Annotated in this window: 25 protein-coding genes; 20 read left to right on the top strand and 5 right to left on the bottom strand. The window is 71.1% G+C overall.

Translation table 11 applies throughout. The features are described from left to right. Positions 1-45 precede the first annotated feature (45 nt). The 13 genes from QRD43_RS04830 (at position 46) to QRD43_RS04770 (ending at position 12,893) form a co-directional block, all read left to right on the top strand. On the top strand, positions 46-1,230 hold the full coding sequence (locus QRD43_RS04830) for an efflux RND transporter periplasmic adaptor subunit (protein WP_285981336.1): 1,185 nt from the start codon (positions 46-48) through the stop codon (positions 1,228-1,230). A 1-nt stretch (position 1,231) separates the two neighbouring features. Next, positions 1,232-1,987: an ABC transporter ATP-binding protein gene (locus tag QRD43_RS04825; protein WP_285981335.1), complete on the top strand. Its 756-nt coding sequence runs from the start codon at positions 1,232-1,234 to the stop codon at positions 1,985-1,987. Next, positions 1,984-3,198 (top strand): ABC transporter permease, encoded by a 1,215-nt coding sequence (locus QRD43_RS04820; RefSeq protein ID WP_285981334.1) that lies wholly within the window; start codon positions 1,984-1,986, stop codon positions 3,196-3,198. Before QRD43_RS04825 ends, QRD43_RS04820 begins: the two co-directional genes overlap by 4 nt. Positions 3,199-3,490: 292 nt before the next feature. Then, complete coding sequence (locus QRD43_RS04815) at positions 3,491-4,762, top strand: Glu/Leu/Phe/Val family dehydrogenase (RefSeq protein WP_285981333.1); 1,272 nt, start codon at positions 3,491-3,493, stop codon at positions 4,760-4,762. A gap of 127 nt (positions 4,763-4,889) precedes the next feature. Further along, positions 4,890-5,093, top strand: a complete 204-nt coding sequence (locus QRD43_RS04810) for a hypothetical protein (protein ID WP_285981332.1) — start codon at positions 4,890-4,892, stop codon at positions 5,091-5,093. A gap of 24 nt (positions 5,094-5,117) precedes the next feature. After that, complete coding sequence (locus QRD43_RS04805) at positions 5,118-5,882, top strand: hypothetical protein (protein ID WP_285981331.1); 765 nt, start codon at positions 5,118-5,120, stop codon at positions 5,880-5,882. A 50-nt stretch (positions 5,883-5,932) separates the two neighbouring features. Further along, positions 5,933-6,919, top strand: coding sequence for a KpsF/GutQ family sugar-phosphate isomerase (locus QRD43_RS04800; protein WP_285981330.1), 987 nt, complete (start codon positions 5,933-5,935; stop codon positions 6,917-6,919). A gap of 89 nt (positions 6,920-7,008) precedes the next feature. Then, entirely contained in the window at positions 7,009-7,851 is an 843-nt protein-coding gene (locus QRD43_RS04795) for a hypothetical protein (RefSeq protein WP_285981329.1), read from the top strand. Next, complete coding sequence (locus QRD43_RS04790; RefSeq protein ID WP_285981328.1) at positions 7,848-8,240, top strand: hypothetical protein; 393 nt, start codon at positions 7,848-7,850, stop codon at positions 8,238-8,240. Before QRD43_RS04795 ends, QRD43_RS04790 begins: the two co-directional genes overlap by 4 nt. Before the next feature lie 42 nt (positions 8,241-8,282). Then, entirely contained in the window at positions 8,283-8,882 is a 600-nt protein-coding gene (locus tag QRD43_RS04785; RefSeq protein WP_285981327.1) for a KdsC family phosphatase, read from the top strand. Beyond that, positions 8,879-9,568, top strand: a complete 690-nt coding sequence (lptC, locus tag QRD43_RS04780) for an LPS export ABC transporter periplasmic protein LptC (RefSeq protein ID WP_285981326.1) — start codon at positions 8,879-8,881, stop codon at positions 9,566-9,568. Before QRD43_RS04785 ends, lptC begins: the two co-directional genes overlap by 4 nt. Before the next feature lie 72 nt (positions 9,569-9,640). Next, entirely contained in the window at positions 9,641-10,420 is a 780-nt protein-coding gene (locus QRD43_RS04775) for an SDR family oxidoreductase (RefSeq protein WP_285981542.1), read from the top strand. Positions 10,421-10,568: 148 nt separating this feature from the next. After that, entirely contained in the window at positions 10,569-12,893 is a 2,325-nt protein-coding gene (locus QRD43_RS04770) for a carbohydrate binding family 9 domain-containing protein (RefSeq protein ID WP_285981325.1), read from the top strand. A gap of 524 nt (positions 12,894-13,417) precedes the next feature. On the opposite strand, the gene rbp is transcribed toward QRD43_RS04770, so the two are convergent. After that, complete coding sequence (rbp, locus tag QRD43_RS04765; protein WP_285981324.1) at positions 13,418-13,885, bottom strand: RNA-binding regulator; 468 nt, start codon at positions 13,883-13,885, stop codon at positions 13,418-13,420. 238 nt (positions 13,886-14,123) lie between these two features. On the opposite strand from rbp, the gene QRD43_RS04760 reads away from it, so the two are divergent. Genes QRD43_RS04760 through QRD43_RS04740 form a run of 5 tightly spaced genes read left to right on the top strand, consistent with a single transcriptional unit; the run spans position 14,124 to position 19,238 of the window. Continuing rightward, positions 14,124-15,104: a hypothetical protein gene (locus QRD43_RS04760; RefSeq protein ID WP_285981323.1), complete on the top strand. Its 981-nt coding sequence runs from the start codon at positions 14,124-14,126 to the stop codon at positions 15,102-15,104. Then, positions 15,059-15,895, top strand: a complete 837-nt coding sequence (locus QRD43_RS04755) for a helical backbone metal receptor (RefSeq protein WP_434063828.1) — start codon at positions 15,059-15,061, stop codon at positions 15,893-15,895. Before QRD43_RS04760 ends, QRD43_RS04755 begins: the two co-directional genes overlap by 46 nt. Beyond that, on the top strand, positions 15,874-16,515 hold the full coding sequence (locus QRD43_RS04750) for a MarC family protein (protein ID WP_285981321.1): 642 nt from the start codon (positions 15,874-15,876) through the stop codon (positions 16,513-16,515). Before QRD43_RS04755 ends, QRD43_RS04750 begins: the two co-directional genes overlap by 22 nt. An 11-nt stretch (positions 16,516-16,526) precedes the next feature. Further along, positions 16,527-17,561, top strand: a complete 1,035-nt coding sequence (locus tag QRD43_RS04745) for an NAD(P)H-dependent flavin oxidoreductase (RefSeq protein ID WP_285981320.1) — start codon at positions 16,527-16,529, stop codon at positions 17,559-17,561. Positions 17,562-17,585: 24 nt separating this feature from the next. Then, complete coding sequence (locus QRD43_RS04740; RefSeq protein WP_285981319.1) at positions 17,586-19,238, top strand: GMC family oxidoreductase; 1,653 nt, start codon at positions 17,586-17,588, stop codon at positions 19,236-19,238. A 66-nt stretch (positions 19,239-19,304) separates the two neighbouring features. On the opposite strand, the gene QRD43_RS04735 is transcribed toward QRD43_RS04740, so the two are convergent. Both QRD43_RS04735 and QRD43_RS04730 read right to left on the bottom strand, forming a co-directional pair. Then, on the bottom strand, positions 19,305-20,681 hold the full coding sequence (locus QRD43_RS04735) for a leucyl aminopeptidase family protein (RefSeq protein ID WP_285981318.1): 1,377 nt from the start codon (positions 20,679-20,681) through the stop codon (positions 19,305-19,307). Positions 20,682-20,754: 73 nt separating this feature from the next. Further along, positions 20,755-21,120 carry a thioredoxin family protein gene (locus QRD43_RS04730; RefSeq protein WP_285981317.1) on the bottom strand — a complete coding sequence of 122 codons (366 nt, stop codon included), beginning with the start codon at positions 21,118-21,120 and terminating at the stop codon, positions 20,755-20,757. Positions 21,121-21,346: 226 nt separating this feature from the next. Here QRD43_RS04730 and QRD43_RS04725 point away from each other — a divergent pair, with 226 nt between their 5' ends. Continuing rightward, positions 21,347-21,508, top strand: a complete 162-nt coding sequence (locus QRD43_RS04725) for a hypothetical protein (protein ID WP_285981316.1) — start codon at positions 21,347-21,349, stop codon at positions 21,506-21,508. 60 nt (positions 21,509-21,568) lie between these two features. Here QRD43_RS04725 and QRD43_RS04720 read toward each other — a convergent pair whose 3' ends face one another. After that, the gene (locus tag QRD43_RS04720; protein WP_285981315.1) at positions 21,569-23,950 is read right to left on the bottom strand and encodes a DEAD/DEAH box helicase; all 2,382 of its coding nucleotides are present in this window, start codon (positions 23,948-23,950) and stop codon (positions 21,569-21,571) included. A gap of 70 nt (positions 23,951-24,020) precedes the next feature. Here QRD43_RS04720 and QRD43_RS04715 point away from each other — a divergent pair, with 70 nt between their 5' ends. Then, positions 24,021-25,301 carry a hypothetical protein gene (locus tag QRD43_RS04715; protein WP_285981314.1) on the top strand — a complete coding sequence of 427 codons (1,281 nt, stop codon included), beginning with the start codon at positions 24,021-24,023 and terminating at the stop codon, positions 25,299-25,301. Between the two features lie 12 nt (positions 25,302-25,313). Here the strand turns inward: QRD43_RS04715 and QRD43_RS04710 are convergent, their stop codons facing one another. Beyond that, on the bottom strand, positions 25,314-26,246 hold the full coding sequence (locus tag QRD43_RS04710; RefSeq protein WP_285981313.1) for a DMT family transporter: 933 nt from the start codon (positions 26,244-26,246) through the stop codon (positions 25,314-25,316). Positions 26,247-26,283 lie beyond the last annotated feature (37 nt).

The following is a 26,283-nucleotide window of genomic DNA, read 5'->3' as shown; positions in this document are numbered from 1 at the left end:
CCCCTCGCCCGAGGCGCCGTGCGCCCGGGCCGCAAGGAGATCAAGATGCTCAAGAATCGTCGCCGCTGGTTCGTGCTGGGCAGCGTGCTCACCACCGCTCTGCTCGCCGGCTGGGCCTGGAACAGCCAGGCGTCCAGCAGCACCCGCCCGTCGCCCTTCAAGTCCGCCGCGCTGGACGAAGGCGCCATCACGCAGGTCATCATGGCCAACGGCAGCCTGCAGCCGGTGTCCACCGTGACCGTCGGCACGGCCGTCAGCGGCACCGTGGCGCAGCGCCTGGTGGACTTCAACGACAAGGTCGTGAAGGGCCAGGTGCTGGCGCGGCTGGACTCCGCCAACTTCGAGGCCCGCGAGCGCCAGGGCCGCGCCCAGCTGGCGTCGGCCGAGGCCCGCCTCGCCTTCGCCGAAGCCACGCTGCGCCGCAACGAGGCCCTGGCCGCCCAGGGCTTCATCTCGACCCCGCAGCGCGACCAGAGCCTGCGCGAGGCCGAAGCCGCGCGCGCCGACCGCGAGCTGGCCCGCGCGCAGCTCGACGCCGCCCGCACCGACCTCAACAACAGCATCATCCGCGCCCCGGTCGACGGCGTCGTCATCAAGCGCAGCATCGACGTCGGCCAGACCGTCGCCGCGAGCTTCCAGACGCCCGAGCTCTTCCTGCTGGCCCGCGACCTCAACGAGATGGTGATCCAGGCCAACGTCAGCGAGGCCGACGTCGGGCTGATCCGCGAAGGCCAGAAGGTGCGTTTCGTCGTGGATGCCTTTCCCTCGCGTGAGTTCGAGGGCAGCGTGCAGCAGTTCCGCCTGAACCCGACCAACACGCAGGGCGTGGTGACCTACACGGTCATCGTGAACGTCGCCAATCCCGAAGGCCTTCTCAAGCCCGGCATGACCGCGCAGACGCGCATCGTCGTGGCCAGCAGCGAGAAGAGCCTGCGCCTGCCGACGGCCGCGCTGCGTTTCAAGCCGAACGACGACGAGCTGCTCGTCAAGCGCCTCAAGAAGGGCGAGACCAGCCCCTCGGCCAGCGACGACGGCGTGCTCAGCAGCCTGCGCGACGGCGAACGCGTGTTCAAGGTCTACACCGAGGGCCCCAACCGCAAGCTGGAGGCGCACGAGGTCACCATCGGCATCTCGAACACCCGCTTCACCGAGCTGCTCAGCGGGGACCTGAAGCCCGGCGACACCGTGGTCATCCGCCGCGCCAAGACCGACGTGCGCGAGGGGGCCTGACATGCGCGCGCACGCCACCCAGACCAGCGCCGGGGCGGCCACCGGCGCGGCGCGCCCGCCGGTGCTCAGCATGCGGGGCATCCGCAAGAGCTACCGCACCGGCGACGTGCAGACGCCCGTGCTGCATGGCATCGACCTGGACGTCCAGCCCGGCGACTACGTGGCGCTGATGGGCTCCAGCGGCTCCGGCAAGAGCACGCTGATGAACCTCATGGGCCTGCTGGACCGCTGCGACGACGGCCGCTACACGCTGCAGGGCCAGGATGTCAGCGGCCTGAGCGCCACCGAGCACGCCGCGGTGCGCAACGGCCAGATCGGCTTCGTCTTCCAGAGCTTCAATCTGCTCAAGCGGATGAACGTGCTGGAGAACGTCGCGCTGCCGATGATCTACGCCGGCCGCAGCCGCCACCAGGCGCGCGAGCGGGCACGGCACATGCTGGAGCAGGTCGGCCTCGGCGCGATGGCGGCCCGCATGCCCAACCAGCTCAGCGGCGGCCAGCAGCAGCGCGTGGCCATCGCCCGCGCGCTGGCCAACGAGGCGCCGCTGCTCCTGGCCGACGAGCCCACCGGCAACCTCGACACCCAGACCACCGCCGAGGTGCTGGAGGTCTTTGACAAGCTCAACCGCGAGGCGGGCCTCACCATCGTGCTGGTCACGCACGAGCCGGACGTCGCGCTCAAGGCCCGGCGCCTGGTGCGCCTCAAGGACGGACTGATCGCCTTCGACGGGCGCCCCGAGGAACAGGCCTACGCATGAGACCCCTCCAGATCTTCATCGAGGCCCTCCGGGCCCTGAACGGCAACCGCCTGCGCAGCGCGCTCACCATGCTCGGCGTGGTGATCGGCATCGCGTCCGTGCTGCTCATGCTCAGCGTGGGCGACTCCGTGCGCGCCTTCATCGCCAAGGAGCTGGCGGTGCTGGGCAGCAACCAGCTGATCGTCCAGCCCGGCACGCCGGTGGACGGCGGCGTGCGGCGGCGTGCGGGCGAGGTGCCCAACCTCACCGTGGACGACGCCCGCGCCCTGGCCCAGCTGCCCAGCCTGCGCGGCGCGGCGCCCGCGCTGCAGGGCTTCTTCCAGCTGCACTACGGCGACGCCAACAGCAACCAGACCGTGCTGGGCATCACCCCCGCGATGCTGGAGCTGCGCAACTGGCAGATCGACCGCGGCGTGGCCCTGGACGAGCGCGATGTGCAGTCCGCCAACCGCGTCGTGGTGATCGGCTCGGCCCTGGCCCGCAAGTACTACGCCGACCGCGACCCGATCGGCCAGGTCGTGCGCCTGGACGGCCAGCCCTTCACCATCATCGGCGTGTTGGCCGGCAAGGGCCGCACGCTGGACGGCACCGAGCTTGGCGAGCTGGTGCTGGTGCCCATCAGCGCCATGCCCCTGCGCCTGTCCCGGCCCGGGCTCGTCCACTACATCAGCCTGCAGGCCCGCAACGCCAGCCAGATGGACGACGCCCGCCAGGACGCCGAGGAGCTGCTGCGCGACCGCCACCACATCACGGGCGACAAGAAGGACGACTTCGCCATCACCGACCTGGCCAGCATCGCCGAGACGGGATCGTCGATCGCCCGGGGGCTGTCCATCGGCCTGGGCGTGATCGGCGCGATCTCCCTGCTCGTGGGCGGCATCGGCATCATGAACATCATGCTGGTGAGCGTCTCCGAGCGGGTGCGCGAGATCGGCATCCGCATGGCCATCGGCGCCAAGCCCCGGGACGTGCTCTGGCAGTTCCTGGGCGAGTCCGTGGTGCTGTGCCTGATCGGCGGTCTCGTGGGCCTCGGGCTGGCCGCGCTGGGCGCCCTGGGCATCAACGCGCTGGACAAGGTCGTGGTGAGCCTCTCCGCGCAGCATGTGGTGGTGGCCGTCGGCTTCGCCAGCCTCGTGGGCCTCTTCTTCGGCTACTACCCGGCCCGGCGCGCGTCCAAGCTCCTGCCGATCGAATGCCTGCGGCAGGATTGAGAACGGCCCCGCCGCAGCCCACCGGGCCGGACACCGTCCGGCCCTTTTTGCGTGCGGCGCCGGCGGGATTCCCCGGCCCGCGGCTTTCGCCACAAGGCTGGTATCAGAGCGGCACGGGTGGCAACCCGCCCCCACCTGAGCAAAAATTTGCGCGAAAGGCGGCTTCGGCGCAAACTTCCACCACCTATGCGTTCCCCGCATAGGCGCATGTGCACTCGGCTTTGGATTCACTGGCCTCGCGATCCCGGTTCGCGATACCGTTCGCGCCACGCTAAAGATTACGGAGCATTACATGCCCAACCTGTCCTTTGTTTCGCCCACGCGCAACAGCCCCTGGGGCACCTATCTGTCGCAGATCGATGCCGTGGAACCCTACCTGGGCCACCTGGCTCGCTGGGTCGAAACCCTGCGCCGCCCGAAGCGCGCCCTGATCGTCGACATCCCCATCGAGCTGGACAACGGCACGATCGCCCACTACGAGGGTTACCGCGTGCAGCACAGCCTGACCCGCGGCCCGGGCAAGGGCGGCGTGCGCTACCACCCGGACGTCACGCTGGAAGAAGTGATGGCCCTGTCGGCCTGGATGACGGTCAAGAACGCCGCGGTGAACCTGCCCTACGGCGGCGCCAAGGGCGGTATCCGCCTGGATCCCAAGACCCTGTCGCTGAAGGAACTGGAAAAGGTTACGCGCCGTTACACCAGTGAGATCGGCATCATCATCGGCCCGCAGCAGGACATCCCGGCACCGGACGTGAACACCAACGGCCAGATCATGGCCTGGATGATGGACACGTACTCGATGAACGTCGGCGCCACCGCCACCGGCGTCGTGACCGGCAAGCCCATCCCCCTGGGCGGCTCGCTGGGCCGCGTGGCCGCCACCGGCCGCGGCGTGTTCGTGATCGGCCGTGAAGCCATGCGCCGCCTGAACGTGCCCATGGAAGGTGCCCGCATCGCCGTGCAGGGCTTCGGCAACGTGGGTTCCGTGGCCGCGAAGATGTTCGCCGCCAACGGCGCCAAGATCGTCGCCGTGCAGGACCACACCGGCACCATCCTGAACGAAAAGGGCATGGACATGACGGACCTGCTCGACCACGTCGCCAAGACCGGCGGCGTGGGCGGCTTCAAGGGCGCCGACAAGATCGACAACGAGAACTTCTGGGACGTCAAGACCGACGTGCTGATCCCCGCGGCCCTGGAAGGCCAGATCACTGCCGAGCGCGCCCAGCGCCTCTCGACCCGCATCGTGCTGGAAGGCGCCAACGGCCCGACCACCCCGGACGGCGACGCCGTGCTGGCGGACCGCGGCATCATCGTGGTGCCGGACGTGATCGCCAATGCCGGCGGCGTGACCGTGTCCTACTTCGAGTGGGTGCAGGACTTCTCCAGCTTCTTCTGGACCGAGGACGAGATCAACGTCCGCCTGGACCAGATCATGATCGGCGCCTTCAAGGGCATCTGGGAAACCAGCGAGAAGCACAAGATCTCGCTGCGCACCGCCGCCTTCACCGTCGCCTGCACCCGCGTGCTGCAGGCCCGCGAAGAGCGCGGCCTGTACCCCTGAGCTTTCGCAATGCCGCCGGCGGCTTCGGCCGCCCGGACCCAAGGCCCGCCCTGGCAACGCCCGGCGGGCCTTTTTCATTGGGCGCCGGCGGCGGCCCTGTGGCATCATGCCAGGCATGAAAGCGCTGATGAGCCCCCTCGCCAAGGCCGTCCTGGCTGACCCGCAGGCCAAAGGCCAGCTGCGTCACTACCTGGCGCGCAAGTCCGCCATTGCCGCGCAGGCCGCTCCGGAATCCGCCGACGCCGTCCCGCAGGCCACCGTCATCGAGCTCAAGGCCGATGGCGGCCGCACCCTCAAGCTCACCCCCGTTGTCGTTCCGCGGGCCGCCTGACCCCCGGCATCGTCGAACGCGGGCATGAATTTCGCACTGCCGACGCTGGCCGTCTTCGCGCTGCTGCTGCCGGGCTTCATCGCCCGCTCCCGCATCAAGCGCATCGAGCGCCAGTCCCTCGACTACTCCCCCTTCGGCCAGATCGTCAGCGAGGCCCTCGTCTGGGCGCTCGCCCTGCACCTGCTGTGGTGCGGCCTGGCCTGGCTGATGACGGCCTATGAGCCGCGTCCCGAGGTGATGCTGCGCCTGCTCGGCTCCGACACCGCGCGCCAGGCCCAGTCCGTCGAGGCGATCGCCGCCATGGCCGGGCCGATCACGGCCTACCTGGGCAGCCTGCTGCTCTTCGCCTACCTGATGCCCACCGCCCTGCGCCGCCTCATCAGCCACTGGCGCCTGGACAGCCACCGCTCCCGCCTCAGCCCCTGGCTGCGCTTCTCGGGCGCGCCCTGGTACTACCTGCTCACCGGCGCCGACTTCCCCCGCGGCCATGCGCCCGACCTCATCGCCGTCAGCGCCATCGTGAACATCGCGGGCGAGGCCTTCCTCTACACCGGCCTGCTGAGCGACTACTTCCTCGACCCCGAAGGCAAGCTCGACCGCCTGGTGCTGCGCGAGGTCATGCGCCGGCCCCTGGCCGCCGACAAGCCCGAGCACCCCGGCGCGGACGGCAGCCCCCTGCTCTTCACCGACCGCTTCTATGTGGTCGACGGGGACTATTTCGTGCTGCGCTACAGCGAGCTGATCACGCTCAACATCGAGTACATCAAGCTGGCCGAGCAGGCCGCCTGAGCCCGCCGCCGGCCCCTCGGCAGCCGACCCCGGTTGGTACACTGCCGCCCATGAACGCCCCCCAGTCCTACGACGCCGCGCGCGCCATCGAGATGGCCCGCCAGGCCCTGCAGATCGAGGCCCAGGCCCTCACCGACATGCTGCCCCGCCTGGGCGACAGCTTTGCCCAGGCCGTGCAGACGGTGCTGGACTGCGACGGCCGCGTGGTCGTGATGGGCATGGGCAAGAGCGGCCACGTGGGCCGCAAGATCGCCGCGACGCTGGCGTCCACCGGCACACCGGCGATGTTCGTGCACCCGGGCGAGGCCAGCCACGGCGACCTCGGCATGGTCACGCCCCGTGACGTGGTGCTTGCCCTGTCCAATTCCGGCGAGAGCGACGAGCTCAACGCCGTGCTGCCCGTGCTCAAGCGCCTGGGCGTGTGCGTCATCGCCATGACCGGCCGCGCCGAATCGAGCCTCGCCCGCCATGCCAGCCTGGTGCTGGACAGCCGCGTCGCCGTCGAGGCCTGCCCGCTGAACCTCGCGCCCACCGCGTCCACGACGGCGCAGATGGCCCTGGGCGATGCCCTGGCCGTGGCGCTGCTGGATGCCCGCGGCTTCCGCCCCGAGGACTTCGCGCGCTCGCACCCGGGCGGTGCGCTCGGGCGCAAGCTGCTGACGCATGTGCGCGACCTCATGCGCAGCGGCGAGGCGCTGCCCCGCGTCGAGCCCGACACCCCCTTCACCGACATGATGCGCGAGATGTCCGCCAAGAGCATGGGCCTGGCCATCGTCGTCGACGAGGCCGACATCGTGCAGGGCGTGTTCACGGATGGCGACCTGCGCCGGCTCATCGAGCGCGGCACGGACCTGCGCAGCCTGCGCGCCGGCGAGGTCATGTCGCTCAAGCCCAAGAGCGTGCGCCCCGACGATCTCGCCGTGGACGCCGCCGACCTCATGGAGGCCGCCCGCATCACCGTGGTGCTGGTCACCGAGGAGGAGCGGCTCGTCGGCGCTGTGCACATCAACGACCTGATGAGCGCCAAGGTGATCTGAGCCTCCGTCACCCCAATGGGGGGAGGTGGCCCATCGTCGCTCCGTCTTAAGTTTCGGCAAGGACACTCCGCGCCACGGAGGAACCGCCGATGAGAAAGAGACGAGGGCGCCGGCCACAGGCGCTGCTGACGACGCTGCTGACGGCGCTGCTGCCGGCACGGCTCATGGCAGCAGATGCGCCGCCCGCGGAGACGCCCAGCACCCTGCAGCGGGTGGAGGTGGGCGGCGAATCAAGCGCCGCCCGAGAGCAGAAGACCGTGGCGCAGTTGCTGGCCATACGGAAGTCCTTCGAGAAGCACCGCAAGCTGGCGCCACAGGCTGAGCTGCGCATCCGCCTCTATCCGCGCCACGACGACGCCGACCTCGAACGCCTGAGCCTGAGCCTGCGCGCCGAAGGGCTCCACCGTCCGGTGCCGCTGGACGAGCAGCAACGCTTCGAGATCGACCCGGCCTGGGCCGCGCTGCCGGCGGACACGGTGCTGCGCAGCGGCCTGCGGGACGGCCGGCTGGCCTGGCATCCGGACGTTCGCACGCCCGGCCTGCCGCCCAACACCCGTCGCCTGGGCGACCTGCGCCTGGAATGCCATGCGGACCTGGTCGGCACCTCGCATCTCGCACGCGGCATCGTCACGCCCAGCTATCTGGCCCTGGCCGCCCTGACCGATGTCTGCAGCCGGTACGACGTCTATGGCCACTACGCCGACGTGCCCGTCTTCAGCATCACGCTCGTCGACGGCACGCGCCGCAAGCAGCTGCCGTATGTGCATCTGCACGGCTCCGTCACGGGACAGAGCCATCCCTTGCATGCCCTGCTGGATTGGCCCTACCGGCTGCGCGACCGCTTCTACTGGCTGCCGCTGTCGGATGCCAGCTGGTCCGACGACACGCGGGTCGTGCTCGAGCCCATGGACAGCGCCAAGGAGCCCTCATGAAGGCACGCCCCTGGATCGCCGGGCCGCTGGCGCTGTCGGCCGCCTTGCTCAGCGCCTGCACCACCGTCGGCAACGGCCGCATGCGCGAACTGGATGCACCGCGGACGGCCGAGCTCCTGAAGCCCGGGCTGACGAGTCGCGAGGACGCCGAGCGACTGCTGGGTCGAGGCCAGGTGCTGCGCTTCGAACCCAGCGGATGGGAAAGCTGGCACTACCTCGACAAGCCCGGCTTGCCCCGGTTTGTCGACTACCTGCCCGTGGTGGGCCTGGTCAGCAGCCGTATCGACACCGGGAGCCGCGAGCTGGTCCTGCTGTTCGACGCGCAGGGCCGGCTGCGCAAGTATTCGCTGCTGGAGATCCCGCCCCAGCTGAAGACGCCGACGCCCTGAGCGAAGCGCAGGGCCGCCAGGGCGCTTGCTACACTGGCCGCCATGATTTCCGCCCCGCATCTCAAGCCGGTCCTGAGCTTCCCCCCGGCCCTCTTGTTGAAGGCACAAGGCGGGAATCTCGGCCTGAAGGCCGCCATCTTCGATGTCGACGGCGTGCTGACCGACGGCCGCATCTACATCGGCGAGAGCGGCGAGAGCTTCAAGGCCTTCTCGACGCTGGACGGTCACGGCCTCAAGCTGCTGGATCAGGGCGGCATCACGCCCATCATCATCACCGGCCGCGACTCTCCCGCCGTGCGTCGCCGCGTGGCGGACCTCGGCCTGAAGCATGCCGCCTACGGTGCCAAGGACAAGCTGGCCGTCGCCGAGCCCCTGCTGGCGCAGCTGGGGCTGGACTGGAGCCAGGTCGCCGCGATGGGTGACGACTGGCCCGATCTGCCCCTCATGTGCCGTGCCGCCTTCGCCTGCGCCCCCGCGCAGGCCCATCCCGAGGTGCGGGCCATCGCCCATCACGTGACCGCCGCGCCCGGCGGCCATGGCGCCGCGCGGGAATGCTGCGACCTCCTCCTGATGGCCGCCGGCCGCTATGCCGCCCTCTTGCAGGGGCATCTCAGCACGCTGGACGGGAGCGGCGGCGCATGAACGCCGCGGCGGACACCCCGCTCGCGCCCCCGCCGACGCCCGCGCGGCGGCGCGAGGCCCCCCCGCTGCTGTGGCGCCTGCAGAACCTCGTCGGCACCTACCTGCCGCTGCTGATCCTGGCACTGCTGGCGGGCCTCACCTGGTGGCTCGTCAAGAGCACGCCGCTGCCGGACGACGGCAGCGGCCAGCGCGTGCTGCGCCATGAGCCGGACTACCAGATGCAGGGCTTCGAGCTGCAGCGCTTCAAGGCCGACGGCTCCCTGGCCCTGCAGGTGCGCGGCCGCGAGATGCGCCACTACCCCGACACCGACACCCTGGAGATCGACGGCATCGAGCTGCGTGCGATGGGCCAGGAGGGCACGCTGACCATCGCCGAGGCTCGCCAAGCCGTCAGCAATGCCGACGCGAGCGAGATCCGGCTGCAGGGCGAGGTCCTGGTCCGCCGCTTTGCGCCCGCCTCGAGTGCCACCCCGCAGGACGCACAGCCGGCGCAGCTCGAGATCAGCGGCGAGTTCCTGCAGCTGAATCCGCCCGTCGAGCAGATGCGCTCGCACCTGCCCGTGACGCTGCGCACGGGGCTGGGCAGCTTCAGCGTGCAGTCCTTCGCGTACGACAACCTCAGCGGCCAGCTTCAGTTCCACGGCCACAGCACGGCCACCTACCAGGCCCGGCGCAAGCGCCCCTGAGCAGCCCCCCGGGCGCCACGCACCGCCGTGCCGCCCTCATGAGCCCCCTTTTCGAGCCCGCCCATGACGCCCCTGAATCCTGCCCCCCTCGTCTACATCACCGGCGCCTCGAGCGGCCTGGGCCAGGCCATGGCCCTGCAGTACTACGCCCGAGGGTGGCAGCTGGCGCTGGTGGCGCGCCGCACCGAAGAGCTGACGCGCTGGACGCAGGAGCAGGGCCTGGACGCCGCCCGCGTGCGCATCTACGGTGCGGACGTCAGCCAGGTGGACGCCATCGTCGAGGCCGGCCGTCGCTGCATCGCCGAGCAGGGCCTGCCTGAGGTCGTGATTGCGAATGCCGGGATCTCGGTGGGCATCGACAGCGCCATCTACGAAGACCTGGCCGTCATGCAGCGCGTGTATGCCACCAACAACATCGGCCTGGCCGCCACCTTCCATCCCTTCATCACGCCCATGAACCAGCGCGGCCGCGGCAGCCTGGTGGGGATCGCGAGCGTGGCGGGCATCCGCGGCCTGCCCGGGCATGCGGCCTACTGCTCCAGCAAGGCCGCCGTGATCAGCTACTGCGAGAGCCTGCGGGGCGAATGCCGCCCATTCGGGGTGCGCGTCACCACCATCGCACCGGGCTACATCGACACGCCGCTCACGCGCAAGAATCGCTATCACATGCCGTTCCTCATGTCTGCTGAAAGCTTTGCCATGGCGGCCGTGCGCAGCATCGAGGCCGGGCACCGCTTCCGCGTCATTCCCTGGCAAATGGGCGTGGTGGCGCGGGTGTTGCGCCTCCTGCCGGGCGCCCTCTACGACCGCCTCCTGGCCGGTCGTCCGCGTAAACACCGAGACGGCGAGTAAGCGGGGCGCGACAGGTCGCCCCCTGCCCGTGCAAGCCCTGGTGGGCGGGCACGGCTGGCCCTCCTAAACTTCGCGCGCCCGATTGGTTTCCCGCCGGGCACGGGAGACTCGCGTCAAAAAATCTACGCGCGCGAGACAAGGAGGAACCATGAAGAGAACCCGCCACGCGGTCGCTTCGGCCTGCCTGGCCCTGCTGGGATCGGCGGCGGCCCGCGCTGCCGAGCTGCCCGACATGCCCTGGCCCAAGGCCCTGCGCGTCGAGCAGGCCAGCGTGCAGATCGACGGCCGGCTGGATGACGCCATCTGGCAGCGCGCGCCCATCCACGACAGCTTCATCCAGCTGCAGCCGCAGGACAAGAAGCCCGCCCGCTGGCGGACCACGGTGCAGGTCGTGGCCGACCGGGACGCCCTGATCTTCGGCATCCGCTGCTACGACGACGCTCCCGAGCAGATCCGCGCGCCCCTGGTGCGGCGCGACCAGGTCAAGCGGGATCAGGACTACGTCGTCGTCTTCCTTGATCCCATGGGGCAGCGCCGCACGGCGCAGTTCGTGCGCGTGGGCGCCAACGGCGTGGTGGCGGATGGCAGCATCGCGGCCGTCGACGACGTGGAGGACTTCGCCCCGGACTTCGACGTCAAGGCTGCCGCTCACCGCCTGCCGGACGGCTACAGCATCGAGCTGCGCTGGCCGCTGTCCACGCTGCGCTACCCCTACCAGGGTGGCGCCGACTGGCGCCTGATGGTCGGGCGCAGCGTGCCGCGGGACGAGAACGTCTTCATCGTCTCCGCCCCGCTGACACAGGACTCGCTGCACAACATCGCCGAGCTGCAGCCCATCGAGGGCCTGGGGGACCTGGTGCAGACCGTGCGCGAGCGCAGCTTCGTCGAGCTGCGCCCCGAGCTGACCCTGCGCCGGCACGAGGAACGCAGCGCCGCCACGCCCTTCATGCGTCAGAACGACGCCAACCTCGGCCTCGAGCTCAAGTGGCGCCCGCGCGCCGACTGGGTCATCGACGCCACGCTGAACCCCGACTTCTCCCAGGTGGAGCTGGACGTGCCCCAGCTCACCGGCAACACGCGCTTCGCGCTGCAGCTCACCGAGAAGCGCCCCTTCTTCCTGGAGAGCCAGGACGTCACCGGCAAGGGCCAGCCCGACGAAAGCGGCCAGGCCCGGGGCCTCGCGGCCTTCTACTCCCGCGCCATCACCGACCCGAACTGGGGCCTGCGCGCCACCTGGCGCGGCGCCGAGGCCGAGGGCACCTTCCTCAGCCTGCGGGACAAGGGCGGTGGCCGGATCTTCCGCTCGAACGCCTACGAGACGCTGGAGTACCTGCCTCAGAACCTCAGCTCCCAGGTCAGCTTCGGCCGCCTGCACCAGCAGTTCGAGCACTGGGGCGCCGCCGGCCTCGTGTCCATCCGCGACTACGGCCTCGGCCGCCACAACTGGGTGCTGGGCACCGACTTCCACGCCAACCTCAGCGAGCAGGCCAGCATGCGAGGCCACGTGCTGATGTCCTCCACCACGCTGGGCTTCGACGACGAGGGCACGCCGCTGCGCCAGCGCGCCCAGAACGGCAGCTATGTCTGGCTGGAGGGCCGCCATCGCACGGAGGACTGGGCCAATGCCTTCCATGTGGAGCGCCTGAGCCCGCGCTTCGCGAACGACAACGGCTTCGTCAGCCAGACCGGCATCCAGCGCCTCACGGCCCAGATCAACCGCCGCATGGGCAGCCAGACGATGAGCCTGCCGGGCACGTCGCTGAGCTGGCCCGCCTACGAGTTCGAGTGGCAGCTCAAGCTCGCCCAGACCAGCACCCTGAGCGACGCCCAGTTCGGCGTGCCCTCGGGGCAGGTGATGGAGCGCCTCGTCCAGCCCGGCGTCTGGTTCACCTCGGCCCGCAAGTTCGAGTTCTGGGCCCATCTGGGGCTGGACGCGCAGCGGGCCCGGGCCACGAGCCCCCTGCACCAGCCGCGCACCGTCAATCTCGGCTTCATCCTGAACCCCTCGTCCTGGTTCAGCCTCTTCAGCATCGACTACGAGTTCGGCCAGCGCCTGGACGTCGAGGCCGACCGCCTCGGGCGCGGCCAGATGCTGACCGTCGACGGCAACTTCCGCTTCAACCTGCCGGCCCGGATGGCCCTGGAGTGGAATCAGCACCTGGGCTGGTCGGATGTGCGGGGCCCGCAGCACCAGCGCTCGCTGCAGGAATGGCTGGGGCAGTCCCTCGCCGTGCTGCATTTCACCGCCCAGGACTCGCTGCGGCTGATCCTGCAGCAGCGCGGCCTCAGCCGCGTGGCGGACGCCAGCCTCGAGGCGGACCGCCGCCACGGGTCGACGCAGTCGCTGGTCTACCAGCACCGCGACGGGCTGAGCAGCGCCTTCAGCGTGGGCTACACCCACACGCGACGCCAGCCGGGCGAGGCGGTGCAGAAGGAATGGTTCGCCAAGTACAGCACCGTCTTCGGACGCTGAGTGAAGCCCCAGGAAGGGGCACGGAAGGCCAGGCCGGACGCCGCGCCGGCGTCCCCTGGCTCGGACCGGGAGCCAGAAGGCCCCGGTGAGCCTGTCGGGCTCATTGCGGGTCGCGGTGGCATCCCCACCCCATGAGCCCGTCCTGCCCGACGCCGCGACCACGAGCCCCTCAGCCCGACCTCAGTCCGACCTCAGCCCGGCAAGGCGAGCGTCGCCGGCACTCACGAGCGGGCATCAAAAAAGCACCCTCAGCCAGGGTGCTTCTTCATGCTGGGGCTGACCCGCGTTCAGCCCTGGCGTGCTCAGCAGCCGCCGGAACGGCCACCGCCGTAGCCGCCGACATCACAGCAGCAGCCGGCCCATCCTGTCCGACGCCGTAGCCACGAGCCCCCGCACCCGGCCTCAGCCTGGCCTCAACCCGGCAGGGCGGGCGTCGCCGGCACTCACGAGCGGGCATAAAAAAAGCACCCTCAGCGAGGGTGCTTCTTCATGCTGGGGCTGACACGCGTTCAGCCCTGGCGTGCTCAGTAGCCGCCGGAACGGCCACCGCCGTAGCCGCCGCCGCCGGAACGGCCACCGCCGTAACCGCCGCCGCCGCCACCACCGTAGCCGCCGCCGCCGGAACGGCCACCGCCGTAACCGCCGCCGCCGCCGCCACCGAAGCCGCCGCCGCCGGAGCGACCGCCGCCGCCGAAGCCGCCGCCGCCGGAGCGACCGCCGCCACCGAAGCCGCCCGGACGCTCTTCACGGGGACGGGCTTCGTTCACGACGATTGCACGGCCTTCCAGTGCAGCGCCGTTCATGCCATTGATGGCGGATTGCGCTTCGGCGTCCGAACCCATCTCCACAAAGCCGAAGCCCTTGGAGCGGCCGGTTTCACGGTCCATCATGACCTTGGCCGACGTGACCGTACCAAATTGCGAGAACGCTTCGAGCAGCGATTCGTCGCGGACGCTATAGGCCAGATTGCCTACGTAAAGCTTGTTTCCCATGGGGAAGCCCTTTCAATACCAAATAACCATGTGGAGCTTCAACCCATCGTGAACCATTCAACCGAAGGCGCTGCATCCAGACACAGGTTGCCGATTATGGGCGGAGCTTTTCTGGACGCGCAAAGCACCCTCAGTCGACTGTTGTTTTTAGACGCCGCATGAAAACGGGGGAAAACCCTTGATTGGGCGCATTTCGACACGCTTGGCGTCGGATGACTAGGGTAAGCGAGCAAATCCCATGACAGCAGCAGGCGCCGCCGCCCGGCTCGCTAAGATGCGCTGCCACCCCACCTGCGCCGTGAACTCCCGCCTCAGCCCCCATACCCTCAGCCGACTGCTCGCCAGCCTGGATGCCGCACGCAACGACGGCGCCTTTCGCGCGCTGCTTGCCGCCTTCTGCCTTGCCGGCCTCATGCTCGGCGCCGCGGAGGCCGCCCTGGCCCGCGAGGCAGTCTGGCGCGGAGCCGCCTGGGGCGTCGCGGCCCTGGCCGTGGTGTTCCTGGGCGTGAACACCACGGGGCTGATGCTCATGGACCAGGCCTGTGGCCGCCCTGTGCGCGATGCGCGCGACGCGGCCTATGACTCTCTTCGTATTGCTCCGAAAGTGCTGTTGTGCTTGGCGGCCATCGTGGGTACGGCCGGTGTGCTGGCGGCCCTGATGGTGGGCCTGCTGACGCTGTCCCGGCTGCCGCAGGTCGGGCCGCTGCTGCTCAGCGCGCTGGTGCCCGCAGGCGTGGGATTGTTCGGCGGCATGCTGCTGACCCTGATCGTGATGGTGGGCCCGCTCACCGGGCCGTCGATCTGGTCCGGCCTGCCGCCGGCCCGTGCCCTGCGCAAGCTGGCCGGGCTGCTGCGCTGGCGGCTGCTGGACACCGCCGTGCTGATGGTGGGCGTGCTCGGCCTGTCGGCCCTGGTCAGCGCCTGCATCAGCGTGGTCGTCATTGGCGGCGGCCAGGTCATGGCCCTGCTGGTGCCCTGGGCCGCGGGCATCGAGATGCCTCCGCAGCAGCTGATGGCGGGGCTCTTCGGACGCGGGCTGCGCAGCCTGGGTGCCGAGGGCACGCCGCTCAACACCAGCGCCGCCGGGCTGGCGGTGCAGACCGGCGGTGGCGTGGTCTTCGCCCTGGCGCTGGTGCTGCCGGCCCTCTTCTATCTGCGCGGCTGCTGCGCCGTCTGGCTGGCGCTGAGCGAGCCGGCCGTCGAGGAGGCCCAGCTGTGACGGCAGCCCCGGCACCTCGGATCGCGTCGCTGGTGCCCTCGATCACCGAGCTGCTGGTCGCGCTGGGCTTGCGCCCCTGGCTGGTGGCGCGCACCGGCTTCTGCATCCACCCGGCGGAAGCGGTGGCCGACGTGCCCAAGATCGGCGGCACCAAGGACGTGAACCTCGACAAGCTCCGCCGCCTGGCCCCGAGCCACGTCATCGTGAACGTGGACGAGAACCGCATCGACACCGCCGAGGCCGTGCGGGCCTTCGTGCCCGACGTCATCGTGACCCACCCGCAAGGTCCGCAGGACAACGCCGCCCTGATCGACCAGCTGCTGGCCCGCTTTGGCCATCTGCCCGGCGTCCAGGCCCGCGGCGAGGCCCTGAAGCGGGGGCTGGCGCAGGCACTGCAGGATATCCGGGGCAAGACCTGGCCCCCGCGCCGCGTGCTCTACCTGATCTGGAAGGATCCCTGGATGAGCGTGGCCCGGGACACCTACATCGCCCGCATGCTGGCCGAGGTGGGCTGGCAGACTTGGCCCGAGGCCGAGGGCGGCGACACCGGCGCCGCCCGCTACCCGGCGATTCGCGGCGACGAGCCCTGGCTGGCGCACATCGACGAAGTGCTGCTCAGCTCCGAGCCCTACAGCTTCGGCGAGCGGCACGTGGCCGAAGCGCAGGCCCTGTGCCCGCAGGCGCGGGTCCGGCTCGTGGATGGCGAGCTGCTCAGCTGGTACGGCCCCCGCGCCGCGGCCGGCCTTCACTATCTGATGGAGTTGCGTGGATGGACATCGTCAAGCCCCTGATCGCCCTGCTGGCGATCGTCAACCCGATCGGCGTGGTGCCGTTCTTCATCCATTTCGCACAGGACCTCAGCGCCGAGCAGCGCCGCCACACGGTGAGGGTCAGCTCGATCACGGCCTTCGTGGTGATCTCCATCAGCGCGCTGGCGGGGCTGAAGGTGCTGGACTTCTTCAACATCTCTCTCGCGAGCTTCCAGGTCGGCGGCGGCGTGCTGCTGCTGATCAGTGCCCTGCAGATGCTCAACGCCCGCCCGGCGGAGAGCCGCCCCGAAGACCTCAGCGAGGGCCAGGCCAAGCTCAGCAGCGGCGCGAGCATCGCCGTCGTGCCGCTCACCATTCCGCTGCTGACGGGGCCGGCCACCATCTCCACCATGGTCATCTACGCTGACAAGACCCGCCACTGGTGGGAGCTGGGCGTGCTCGTGGGCTACGGCGTGGTCGTGGGCCTGGTGACCTACCTCGTCTTCTCCGCCTCCGGCCGCATCGCCCGCGTGCTGGGGCAGACGGGCATCAACATCATGACGCGGCTGATGGGTCTGATCCTCGCCGCGCTGGCGGTGGAGCTGCTGCAGGACGGCCTGATCAAGCTCTTCCCCGTGCTAGCCTCGCACCTCTCCAACTGAAGGAGCAGGCGATGAAGGGGTTTCTGCAGAAGCTGGGCATCCCGACGCCGGTGCTGATGGCCCCCATGGCCGGCGAGGCCGCGAGCGCGGCCCTCGTGGCCGCCGTCAGCGAGGCCGGCGGCCTCGGCCAGCTCGGCGCGGCCTACCTGAGTCCGGCGCGCCTCCGGGCCGTGGTGGCCGACATCCGCGCCCGCACGCAGCGCCCCTTCGGCATCAACCTCTTCTGCCCGCTTCGCTGGCAGGCCGACGCCGGGCGCATCGAGGCCTACCGCCAGCGCCTGGCCCCCCATGCCCAGGCCCTCGGCGTGCCCGTGCCCGAGTTGCCGGCCGCCTGCGAGGAAGACTTCGAGGCGCAGCTCGCCGTGGTCCGCGAGCTGGCGCCGGCGGTGGTGAGCTTCGCCTTCGGTGACCCGGGTCCGGCGCTCGTCCAGGCCCTGCGCGACGAGGGGCGCATCGTGCTGGGCACCGCGACTCAGACGAGCGAGGCGCTGCAGCTGCAGGCCAGCGGCGTCCACGCGATCGTCGCCCAGGGCAGCGAGGCCGGCGGTCATCGGGGCGGCTTTCTCGGCCGGCCCGAAGGCGCACTGATCGGCACGATGGCACTGGTGCCGCAGCTGGTCGATGCCCTCTATGTGCCGGTGATCGCGGCCGGCGGCATCGCGGATGCCCGCGGCATGGCGGCCGCCCGTGCGCTCGGGGCCACGGCGGCAGCGGTGGGCACGGCCTTCCTGCTGGCCGAGGAATGCCCGCTCTCCCCGGCCTACCGCGACGCCCTGCTGCAGGCCGGCGATGCCGACTCCACCCTGACGCGAGCCTTCTCCGGCCGGGAGGCGCGTGGGCTCGCCAATGCCTTCACCCGAGACCTGGCGGACGCCCCTCTGCCGGACTTCCCCATCCCCAACGCCCTCAGCCGCCCGTTGCGGCAGGCCGCGGCCACACAGGGCCAGGCCGATCGCCTGAGCCTGTGGGCCGGCCAGGCGCTGCCCCTGGCCCGCCCGAAACCGGCCGCCCAGCTCGTGCGCGAGCTCGCCGCCGGCTGGGGCTGAACCTCCCGCAAGAGCCCGCCCCTCATGGATTTCGACACCATCATCGTCGGCGCCGGCACCGCCGGCTGCCTGCTGGCCAACCGCCTGAGCGCCGACCCCAGCAAGCGGGTGCTCCTGCTCGAGGCCGGCGGCAAGGACGACTACCACTGGATCCACATCCCCGTCGGCTACCTCTACTGCATCGGCAATCCGCGCACGGACTGGCTCTACCGCACCGAAGCCGAGCCCGGCCTCAACGGGCGGCAGCTGCGCTATCCGCGCGGCAAGGTGCTGGGCGGCAGCTCCAGCATCAACGGCATGATCTACATGCGCGGCCAGTCCCGGGACTACGACCACTGGGCTGCCGTGACCGGCGAGGACGCCTGGTCATGGGGTCAGGTCTTGCCGCTCTTCAAGCAGCACGAGGACCACTGGCGCCTGGACGCCAAGGGCGTGGCCAACGAGGCCTTCCGTGCGCTGCACGGCCATCGCGGCGAATGGCGCGTCGAGAAGCAGCGCCTGCGCTGGGACATCCTCGATGCCTTCGCCGCCGCGGCCGAGCAGGCCGGCATCCCCCGCACGGACGACTTCAACGGCGGCAGCAACGAGGGCGTGGGCTACTTCGAGGTCAACCAGCGGGGCGGCCTGCGCTGGAACGCCGCCAAGGCCTTCCTGCGACCGACCTGCCTGGGGCGCCCCAATTTCGAGCTCTGGACGGGGTCCACCGTCCAGCGCCTGCTGCTGAACCGCGACGACGCGGGCGCCCTGCGCTGCACAGGCGCCGACGTGCGCACCCCGCATGGGATGGAGCAGGTGAGGCTCTCGCCGGGGGGTGAGCTCGTCCTGGCGGCCGGCGCCATCGGCTCACCGCAGATCCTGCAATGCTCGGGCATCGGGCCCGCGGCACTGCTGCAATCCCAGGGCATCGCCGTGAAGGAGGACCTCCCCGGCGTCGGCCAGAACCTGCAGGACCATCTGCAGATCCGGGCGGTCTATGCCGTCGACGGCACGCGCACGCTCAACACACAGGCCGCTCACTGGTGGGGCAAGCTGGGCATCGGCCTGCAGTACCTGCTCTCCCGCAACGGGCCCATGAGCATGGCGCCCTCGCAGCTCGGCGCCTTCACCCGTTCCTCGCCCCGCCTGCGCTGGCCGGATCTGGAGTACCACGTGCAGCCGCTGTCGCTGGACGCGTTCGGCGAGCCGCTGCACCGCTTCAATGCCTTCACGGCGAGCGTCTGCCATCTGAACCCGACGAGCCGCGGCCACGTCAGCATCCGCAGCGCCGACCCGGAGCAGCCGCCCGCCATCGCGCCCCGCTACCTCAGCACCGAGGAGGACCGCCGCATTGCGGCCCAGGGCCTGCGCCTCACGCGGCGCATCGTGGCCCAGCCGGCGCTTGCGCCCTTCCACCCGCGCGAGGTGAAGCCGGGCGTGGAGTTCGAGAGCGACGACGAGCTGACGCGACTGGCCGGCGACATCGCCACCACCATCTTCCACCCCGTCGGCACCTGCCGGATGGGCCGAAGCGAAGACCCGCTGGCCGTGACGGACCCGCAGGGCCGGGTGCGCGGCGTGGCCTGCCTGCGCGTGGCCGACGCCAGCCTCATGCCCACCATCACCAGCGGCAACACCAACTCGCCGACGCTGATGATGGCCGAGCGCATCGCCAGCTGGATGCTGGAATCCCGGCGCTGACCCGCACGCCGCCATGAGAAAGGGCCCGCCGAGGCGGGCCCTGTGCCAGGCGATGCCCCGGGGCGTTCAGCCGCCGAAGCGCTCTTCCAGGTAGGCCAGCAGCGTGCGGATGCCCTGCGCCTCGCCACCTTCCGGGCGGCCCGGGAGCGAACGGGCATTGGAGCCGTAGATGTCGAGGTGCAGCCAGTCCTGCAGCGGCTCCACGAAGTACTCCAGGAACAGGGCCGCATTGATGGCGCCGGCCATCGGGTTCGGGCCGGTGTTGACGATGTCGCCCAGGCTGGACTGGATGCCCTGCTGGTACGGCGCCCACAGCGGCATGTGCCACACGGGGTCGTCGATCTTCAGGCCCAGGTCGACGAGCTCGCGGGCCGTGTCCATGTGCTTGGCGAACAGCGCCGGCAGCTGCGGGCCCAGGGCCACGCGGGCGGCGCCGGTGAGCGTGGCCAGGTCGATGATCAGCTCGGGCTTGCCTTCGCTCGCATAGGCCAGGGCGTCGGAGAGGATCACGCGGCCCTCGGCGTCCGTGTTGCCGATCTCGATCTGGATGCCCTTGCGGGTCTTGATGATGTCGCCCGGGCGGTAGGCATTGCCGGCCACCGCGTTCTCCACGGCAGGGATCAGCAGCTGCAGGCGCACCGGCAGCTTCAGCGTCATGATGAGGCCGGCCAGCGCGATGGCATTGGCGGCGCCGCCCATGTCCTTCTTCATCTGGCGCATGCCCTCGGCGGTCTTGAGGTCCAGGCCGCCGGTGTCGAAGCAGACGCCCTTGCCCACGAGGCTGATGAGCGGATCCTTGGCCTTGCCCCAGTTCAGCTCGATCAGGCGCGGCGCGCGCGTGCTGGCGCGGCCCACGGCGTGGACGGCGGGGAAGCCCTTCTTCAGCAGCTCGTCACCGACGATCTGCTTGAACTTGGCGCCATGCTGCTTGGCCAGCACCTGCGCGGCGGCGGCCAGCTCGGCCGGGCCCATGTGCTCGGCGGGGGTGTTGATCAGGTCGCGGGCGGCGCACATGGCCGCGGCCACGGCGAGGCCGCGCTCGGCCTCGATGCCGGGCTTGAGCAGCAGCGTGGCGCTGGCGCGAGGGCGGGCCTTGTAGACATCGAAGTGGTAGCTGCCCAGCTCCCAGGACAGGGCCGCCTGTTCGGGCGCCACGGCCAGGCCTTCATCGGCGAGCGCATACGCGCCTTCCGGCAGGGCCATGGGCAGGGCCGACAGCACCCAGGGCGAGGCCACGCTGGCCACGCCGGCCAGCACCTTCTCGATCTTGCCGTCGGCGCCGGGCACCAGGGCGTGGCTGTCCGGCTTGGCCGTGAAGCCGATGGCGGCCAGCCAGTTCTGCGTGGGCTTGGGCAGCTTGGACTTCAGGGCCTGGAAGCTTGCCGCATCGAGCACGACGATGGGCGTGGCGCGCGCCAGGGCGCTCTTGAGTTGCACGGTCATGGGAGGGCCTGTGATTGGGAAGGCCCCGATTGTCACCCCCGCAGCCGCGGCGTGACGAGGGTCAGGGCTTGACTCAGCAGCTGTGCTGCAGGCGGGACAGCAGGGCCTGGGCGTCAGGGCCGGCCACCGCGGCGGCGGCATCGGGGGCCAGGACCGTCTCCAGCAGGCGCTGAGCCGTGCTCAGCTGGGGCGTGACCGGGCCGCAGAAGCGCAGCTGCTCGCCGACCCCCACCACCAGCGTCGGGAAGGTCTCGACGTCGAGGTCCCCCACCAGCTCGGCGTCGTCCTCGATGTCCACCCAGATGAAGCGCACGCCGGGATGCTGCTCGCGCAGCTCGGCAAAGGTCTCGCGGTAGCTGTCGCACAGGCGACACCAGGCCGCGCACAGGCAGGCGACCAGGGTGGGCGGCGGGCGACGTTGGGCGAGAGCGGAGGACATGGCGGGCTAGCTTAGCGACAAAGCAGGGGACAGCCGGAAGGGACAGCCCTCGCGTTGTAGTCGCACGACGCAGGCGGCGCCACTCCCGGGGCGGGGAGCTGGCGCCGCCGCCCGCCAAGGGCTTTGTGAAAAAGTGTGCCGGGGCTGTCAACCGGCCGTCCTTTCCCCGCGTTGTTCCCCTCAAGACCCGGATGAAAGGGTCCTAGCAGAGGAAAGGCATCTCGCCATGATGAAGTCGCAATACCGCACTGAAGCCCAGACCCGTCGCCTGCCCATGACCGAATGGAACACCGACAAGGGCCGCAAGCACGAAGCCTTCGAGACCGCCAGCCTGGGCACCGACCGCCGCAGCCTGGCCCGCGCCCAGCGCTTCGACCGCAAGCGCTGATCCGCCCCGGAGCCTCACTGCCCCACCCCGCCAGAGCGCCCACCAGGCGCTCTTCGTCTTTCAGGACGGGAACGCCGCGTCGTCCGGCTCGTCACCCGCCCCTTCCATCGCCTCGGGCAAGGGCGCCAGCAGGCCGTCGAGGTCCGCCGCGCTGAACTTCAGCAACTCGGCCGCCCCGTCCACCCCCATCACACCCTCCGCCAGCGCCTTCTTGCGCGCCTGCAGCGCGAGGATGCGCTCCTCGATGCTCCCCTGGACCAGCAGCTGGTGGACGAACACCGGCTTGTCCTGCCCGATGCGGTGTGCACGGGCGCTCGCCTGGGCCTGCACCGCCGGGTTCCACCAGGGATCGAGGTGGATGACCGTGTCGGCGGCCGTCAGGTTCAATCCGACCCCTCCGGCTTTCAGGCTCAGCAGCATGAGTGGGCACTCACCTGCCTGAAACCGGGCCACGCGCGTGCCGCGCTGGCTTTCGGGCGTCTCGCCACTCAGGCGCAGCGCCGGCAGGCCCAGCTCGTGCAGCAGGCTGTCCACCAGATCCAGCATCCGGGCGAACTGCGAGAACACCAGCACCCGGCGCCCCTGCCGGAGCAGGTCCGGCAGGTGTTCGCGCAGCCAGGCCAGCTTCACGCCCTCGCCCAGGTTCGGCGGGACCTCCTCGATCAGCCGCGGGTCACAGCACAGCTGGCGCAGCCGCAGCATGGCGTCCAGCACCGAGATCAGCCCGCCCTCCAGCCCCTGGCGCGCCAGGATGCGCCGCACCATGTGATCGGCCGCCACCCGCACGCTCTCGTAGAGCTGGCGCTGCGGCATCGGCAGCGTGAGGCGCACCTGCAGTTCGGTCAGCGGCGGCAGCTCGGGGGCGACCTCGTCCTTGAGGCGCCGCAGCAGAAAGGGCCGCACGCGCGCGGCCAGCCAGCGGGCCCGGCGCCCGTCCCCGCCCTCCTCGATCGGCTTGCGCCAATGGCGGGCGAAGCTGCGGGCGTCGCCCAGGTAGCCCGGCATCAGAAAGTCGACATGGGCCCACAGCTCGCCCAGGTGGTTCTCGAGCGGGGTGCCGCTGAGCACCAGGCGCTGGCGCGAGGGCAGGCGTCGCAGCGCGCGGGCCGTGCGGGAGGCGGCGTTCTTCACCGCCTGGCCTTCGTCCAGCACGAGCCAGTCCCAGTCCCGCCCGGACAGCACCCGCAGGTCCCGCCAGACGAGGCCGTAGCTGCACAGCAGCAGGTCGCATTCGGGCAAGACCTGGCCCCGCGGCGTGCCATGCCAGGTGGCCACGCGCAGGCCGGGCGTGACGCGGGCCGCCTCCTGTGCCCAGTTGAAGAGCAGGCTCGTGGGCATCACCAGCAGCGCGCCGCGGGCGAGGCGGCCGGCCTGCTTCTCCAGCCACAGGTGGGCCAGGGTCTGGGCGGTCTTGCCCAGGCCCATGTCGTCCGCCAGGATGCCGCCCAGGCCCTGCTGCCCCAGGTACTGCAGCCAGCCGACGCCCTGCCGCTGGTAGTCCCGCAGCGCCAAACCCAGGCCCTCGGGCTGAGGGGCCACGACCGGCCGGCCGGCCGCATGCAGCCGCGCCACCAGCGCCTCCAGCACGTCCCGGCCATGAAACTGCCAGCGCCCCCGCTCCTCCTCGAACAGCGCCAGCTGCTGCGCCTGCCAGCGGCTCAGCCGGACTGCCCCGCCGCCCTCCAGCTGGCGCGGCGTGACGAGGCTCAGGAGGTGCCGCATCAGCTGCTTGAGCGGCGCGGCCGGGGTGTGGAAGCGGCGCCCGCCGGGCGCACGCAGGAAGACCACCTCGTCGTCCTCGATCGCCTCGAGCGCCACGGCGTCCAGCCAGCGCTTGTCCCGGCGCAGGAGGTTGGCCATCAGCGGGGCCAGGTCCAGACGCTCGCCCTGGACCTCCAGGCCCAGGCTCAGCAGCCAGGAGCCCCGCTGGCGCGGCGCGGCGAGGCGGGGCACGGCCGTGCCCTCCGCCGCTTCCGCCCCCTCCGCCGCCGACAGGCCCAGATGCCAGGCAGTGACCGGCAGCGGCTCGTGGCGAAAGCCCGGCAGACGCTCCACCACCCAGCCCTCGGCCGTCAGGCGGGGCAGGACATCGGTGACGAAGTCGCCGAAGTCGTCCTCCAGCAGCAGCGTCCAGACCCGGCCCGGTGCCGGCGGCGAGGCCTGGCGCCACTGCAGGTGATCGGCCCGCAGCGGCTGGGCGCCCAGCGCCAGCAGCTGCTGGATCCAGGGGCCGTGCGGGCCCGCGTGGCCCTCGGGCGGACAGGGCCAGGGCGCCCCGCCCGCGTCGTCCACGAGGAAGAGCTGCATCAGGCTCAGCGGCGCCCCGCGCGGCCCCAGGCGCCCATGCCGCCGCACGCCGAGCAGGCCGTCACCGCGGTCGAGGGTCTGCAGTCGCAGCAGCGGGCGGAGGAGGGGCGGGGCAGGGGTCGCGGGCGCGGGCATGGCCGCCATTGTCGCCAGCGGCGGGGCTGGCTTTCGGAAGCGGTCGGCGCAAGGTGGCAGACTCCCGCCCATGACCTCGATCCCGCGACACGCCCAGTTCGGCCGCCTGCTGCGCCGCAGTCTCTGGCTGCTCCTGACACTCGGCCTGGGCCTGCCGCTGCTGCTGGCGGTGCTGGCCCTGCAGGCCGACCCCAGCGTGCCGCCGCCGGCCGCGCTCGAAGGCGCCCAACTGCAGCAGGCCAGCGAGATCCTGCGCCAGAACGATCCCCGCCAGCTGCCGCCCGGCGGCCTGCGCGTGGTGCAGCTCAGCGAGGTCCAGCTCCAGCTGCTGCTGGGACGTCTGGTCAACCGCTACCACGACGCCCGCGCCACGGCCCAGCTCGCCCGGCACGAGGCGCTGCTCGAGGTCAGCATTCCCCTGCGTGCAGGCGGCGGGCCCTGGCTCAATCTGCATGCCCGGCTGCAGGAGACCGGCAGCCTGCCCGTGCTGCGCCAGCTGCGCGTCGGCCATCTGCCCCTGCCGACCTGGGCCTCCGACTGGCTGGTGCGGCGGCTCACCGAGCGCCTTGCCGCGCAGGCCGAGGCGCAGGTGGCGGGCGAGCTCATCCAGCACGTGGGCTTCGAGCCGGGCCGTCTGCAGATGAGCTATGAGTGGAAGCCGGACTCGCTCAGGCGCGCCCTCAACGCCCGCTGGCCGCTGGCCGAGCAGGCGCGGCTGAAGCACTACAACGCGCTGCTGGTGGCGATCAGCGAGCCGCGCCCGCCGGGCACGCCGGTGTCGGTGGCCGCGCTGCTGCCGACCTTCTTCGCCGAGGCCCAGCGGCGCAGTGCGGCGGGCGAGGACCCGCGGCTGGAGAACCGCGCGGCCTTCATCATCCTGGCGCTGCAGGCGGCGGGCGAGCACGCCAGCCGCCTCCTGCCCGCGGCGCAGGATTGGCCCCGGGCGCGGCCGATGCTCCTCACCGTCAACGGGCGCGACGACTTCTCGCAGCACCTGCTGGTGTCGGTGGTGCTGGCGATCGAGGGCGGCGGGCCCATGGCGGATGCCATCGGCATCTACAAGGAAGTGGCGGACTCGCGGGGTGGCAGCGGCTTCAGCTTCAACGACCTGGCGGCGGACCAGGCCGGCGCGCGGATGGGGCTCTATTCCGAGCAGGACCCGCGGGCGCTGCAGCAGCGCCTGGCCGCGCATCCGCCGGAAGGCGCCTTCATGCCGCTCACGGACGACCTGCCCGAGTACCTCTCCGCCGAGGCGCTGCAGCAGCAGTACGGCGGCCTGCAGGGCGAGGGCTACCGGCGCATGGCCGCGCTGATCCGCCAGCGGGTGGACACCCTGCCGCTCTACCGCTGAGCGGCGCGGCGCTCAGCGCTGCGGCCGCTGGCTCCACAGCACGCCGCCGAGGATCAGGCCCATGCCCGCGAGCGTGGCGCCATCCGGCACCTCGCCGAACATCGGCCAGGCCAGCGAGGCCGCCAGCACCGGCGTCAGCGCACCGACCGTGGCCGCCCGCTGCGCGCCCAGGCGCTGGATGGCGAAGGCATAGCTGAGCGTCGAGAGCAGGCCCACGCCCAGCCCCTGGATGCTGCCGTGCAGCGCCCAGGCCCGCGCGGGCAGCGCCATCAGGCCCACCGGCGGATGCATCGCCAGCCAGGGCAGCAGCAGCGCCAGGGACACGACGGAGATCAGGGCCGCCGCCTCGATGGGGCTCAGGCCCGAGTGGCGCAGGGCCAGGGTGTAGTTGGCCCACATGAGGCTGCCCAGCAGGAAGAGCCCGTAGCCCTGGGCCAGCTGCCCCTCGCCATGATGGAAGGCCAGCAAGGTCACCACGCCGCTGACCACCGTCAGCAGGGCGGGCCAGCGGCTCAGGGCAGCACGGCCCTGCGTGAAGGCGGCGATCAGCGCGACAAACAGCGGGATGGTGCCGGGAATCAGCGTGGCGCCATCCGCCACCGGTGCATGGCGCATGCCGGCGCCGGCGATCAGGAAGTACGGGAGGCCGGCGCCCGCGACGATGCTCATCCACTGCAGCATCGGCAGCGCGGCAAAGCGGCGCCAGCGCATCACCACCACGGGCAGGAAGATCAGTCCGGCCGGCAGGAAGCGCACCAGGGCGAGTTCGGACGGCGCCAGCGCCGCCCGGGCCCCCGCACGCAGCGAGACGAAGAAGCTGGCCCAGATCAGCAGGGTGAAGGCCAGGGCGGCCCAGCCCGCCCAGGGGACGACGGCAGGGGCGCGGGACGGGGCGATCGACGGCAGGCCGGCGGCCTGGAGCGTGGAGGGAGCAATGCTGGACACGGGACGACTGCGGGTTACTACTGAACGGCGCCGATTT

This window comes from Roseateles subflavus (assembly GCF_030285365.1).
GTDB lineage: Bacteria > Pseudomonadota > Gammaproteobacteria > Burkholderiales > Burkholderiaceae_C > Roseateles_B > Roseateles_B subflavus.
Note: the sequence above shows the minus strand (reverse complement) of the source record. Positions and strands in the feature narration are given on the sequence as shown.

What these genes read in the sequence shown, in the direction of transcription:
- QRD43_RS04740 (WP_285981319.1), top strand. Translation starts at nt 17,586, where the DNA reads ATGGATTTCGACACCATCATCGTCGGCGCCGGCACCGCCGGCTGCCTG.
- QRD43_RS04815 (WP_285981333.1), top strand. Translation starts at nt 3,491, where the DNA reads ATGCCCAACCTGTCCTTTGTTTCGCCCACGCGCAACAGCCCCTGGGGC.
- QRD43_RS04790 (WP_285981328.1), top strand. Translation starts at nt 7,848, where the DNA reads ATGAAGGCACGCCCCTGGATCGCCGGGCCGCTGGCGCTGTCGGCCGCC.
- QRD43_RS04715 (WP_285981314.1), top strand. Translation starts at nt 24,021, where the DNA reads ATGACCTCGATCCCGCGACACGCCCAGTTCGGCCGCCTGCTGCGCCGC.
- QRD43_RS04770 (WP_285981325.1), top strand. Translation starts at nt 10,569, where the DNA reads ATGAAGAGAACCCGCCACGCGGTCGCTTCGGCCTGCCTGGCCCTGCTG.
- QRD43_RS04725 (WP_285981316.1), top strand. Translation starts at nt 21,347, where the DNA reads ATGATGAAGTCGCAATACCGCACTGAAGCCCAGACCCGTCGCCTGCCC.
- QRD43_RS04720 (WP_285981315.1), bottom strand. Translation starts at nt 23,950, where the DNA reads ATGCCCGCGCCCGCGACCCCTGCCCCGCCCCTCCTCCGCCCGCTGCTG.
- QRD43_RS04745 (WP_285981320.1), top strand. Translation starts at nt 16,527, where the DNA reads ATGAAGGGGTTTCTGCAGAAGCTGGGCATCCCGACGCCGGTGCTGATG.
- QRD43_RS04730 (WP_285981317.1), bottom strand. Translation starts at nt 21,120, where the DNA reads ATGTCCTCCGCTCTCGCCCAACGTCGCCCGCCGCCCACCCTGGTCGCC.
- QRD43_RS04805 (WP_285981331.1), top strand. Translation starts at nt 5,118, where the DNA reads ATGAATTTCGCACTGCCGACGCTGGCCGTCTTCGCGCTGCTGCTGCCG.
- QRD43_RS04785 (WP_285981327.1), top strand. Translation starts at nt 8,283, where the DNA reads ATGATTTCCGCCCCGCATCTCAAGCCGGTCCTGAGCTTCCCCCCGGCC.
- QRD43_RS04820 (WP_285981334.1), top strand. Translation starts at nt 1,984, where the DNA reads ATGAGACCCCTCCAGATCTTCATCGAGGCCCTCCGGGCCCTGAACGGC.
- QRD43_RS04735 (WP_285981318.1), bottom strand. Translation starts at nt 20,681, where the DNA reads ATGACCGTGCAACTCAAGAGCGCCCTGGCGCGCGCCACGCCCATCGTC.
- QRD43_RS04800 (WP_285981330.1), top strand. Translation starts at nt 5,933, where the DNA reads ATGAACGCCCCCCAGTCCTACGACGCCGCGCGCGCCATCGAGATGGCC.
- QRD43_RS04825 (WP_285981335.1), top strand. Translation starts at nt 1,232, where the DNA reads ATGCGCGCGCACGCCACCCAGACCAGCGCCGGGGCGGCCACCGGCGCG.
- rbp (WP_285981324.1), bottom strand. Translation starts at nt 13,885, where the DNA reads ATGGGAAACAAGCTTTACGTAGGCAATCTGGCCTATAGCGTCCGCGAC.
- QRD43_RS04830 (WP_285981336.1), top strand. Translation starts at nt 46, where the DNA reads ATGCTCAAGAATCGTCGCCGCTGGTTCGTGCTGGGCAGCGTGCTCACC.
- QRD43_RS04760 (WP_285981323.1), top strand. Translation starts at nt 14,124, where the DNA reads ATGACAGCAGCAGGCGCCGCCGCCCGGCTCGCTAAGATGCGCTGCCAC.
- lptC (WP_285981326.1), top strand. Translation starts at nt 8,879, where the DNA reads ATGAACGCCGCGGCGGACACCCCGCTCGCGCCCCCGCCGACGCCCGCG.
- QRD43_RS04750 (WP_285981321.1), top strand. Translation starts at nt 15,874, where the DNA reads ATGGACATCGTCAAGCCCCTGATCGCCCTGCTGGCGATCGTCAACCCG.
- QRD43_RS04795 (WP_285981329.1), top strand. Translation starts at nt 7,009, where the DNA reads ATGAGAAAGAGACGAGGGCGCCGGCCACAGGCGCTGCTGACGACGCTG.
- QRD43_RS04810 (WP_285981332.1), top strand. Translation starts at nt 4,890, where the DNA reads ATGAGCCCCCTCGCCAAGGCCGTCCTGGCTGACCCGCAGGCCAAAGGC.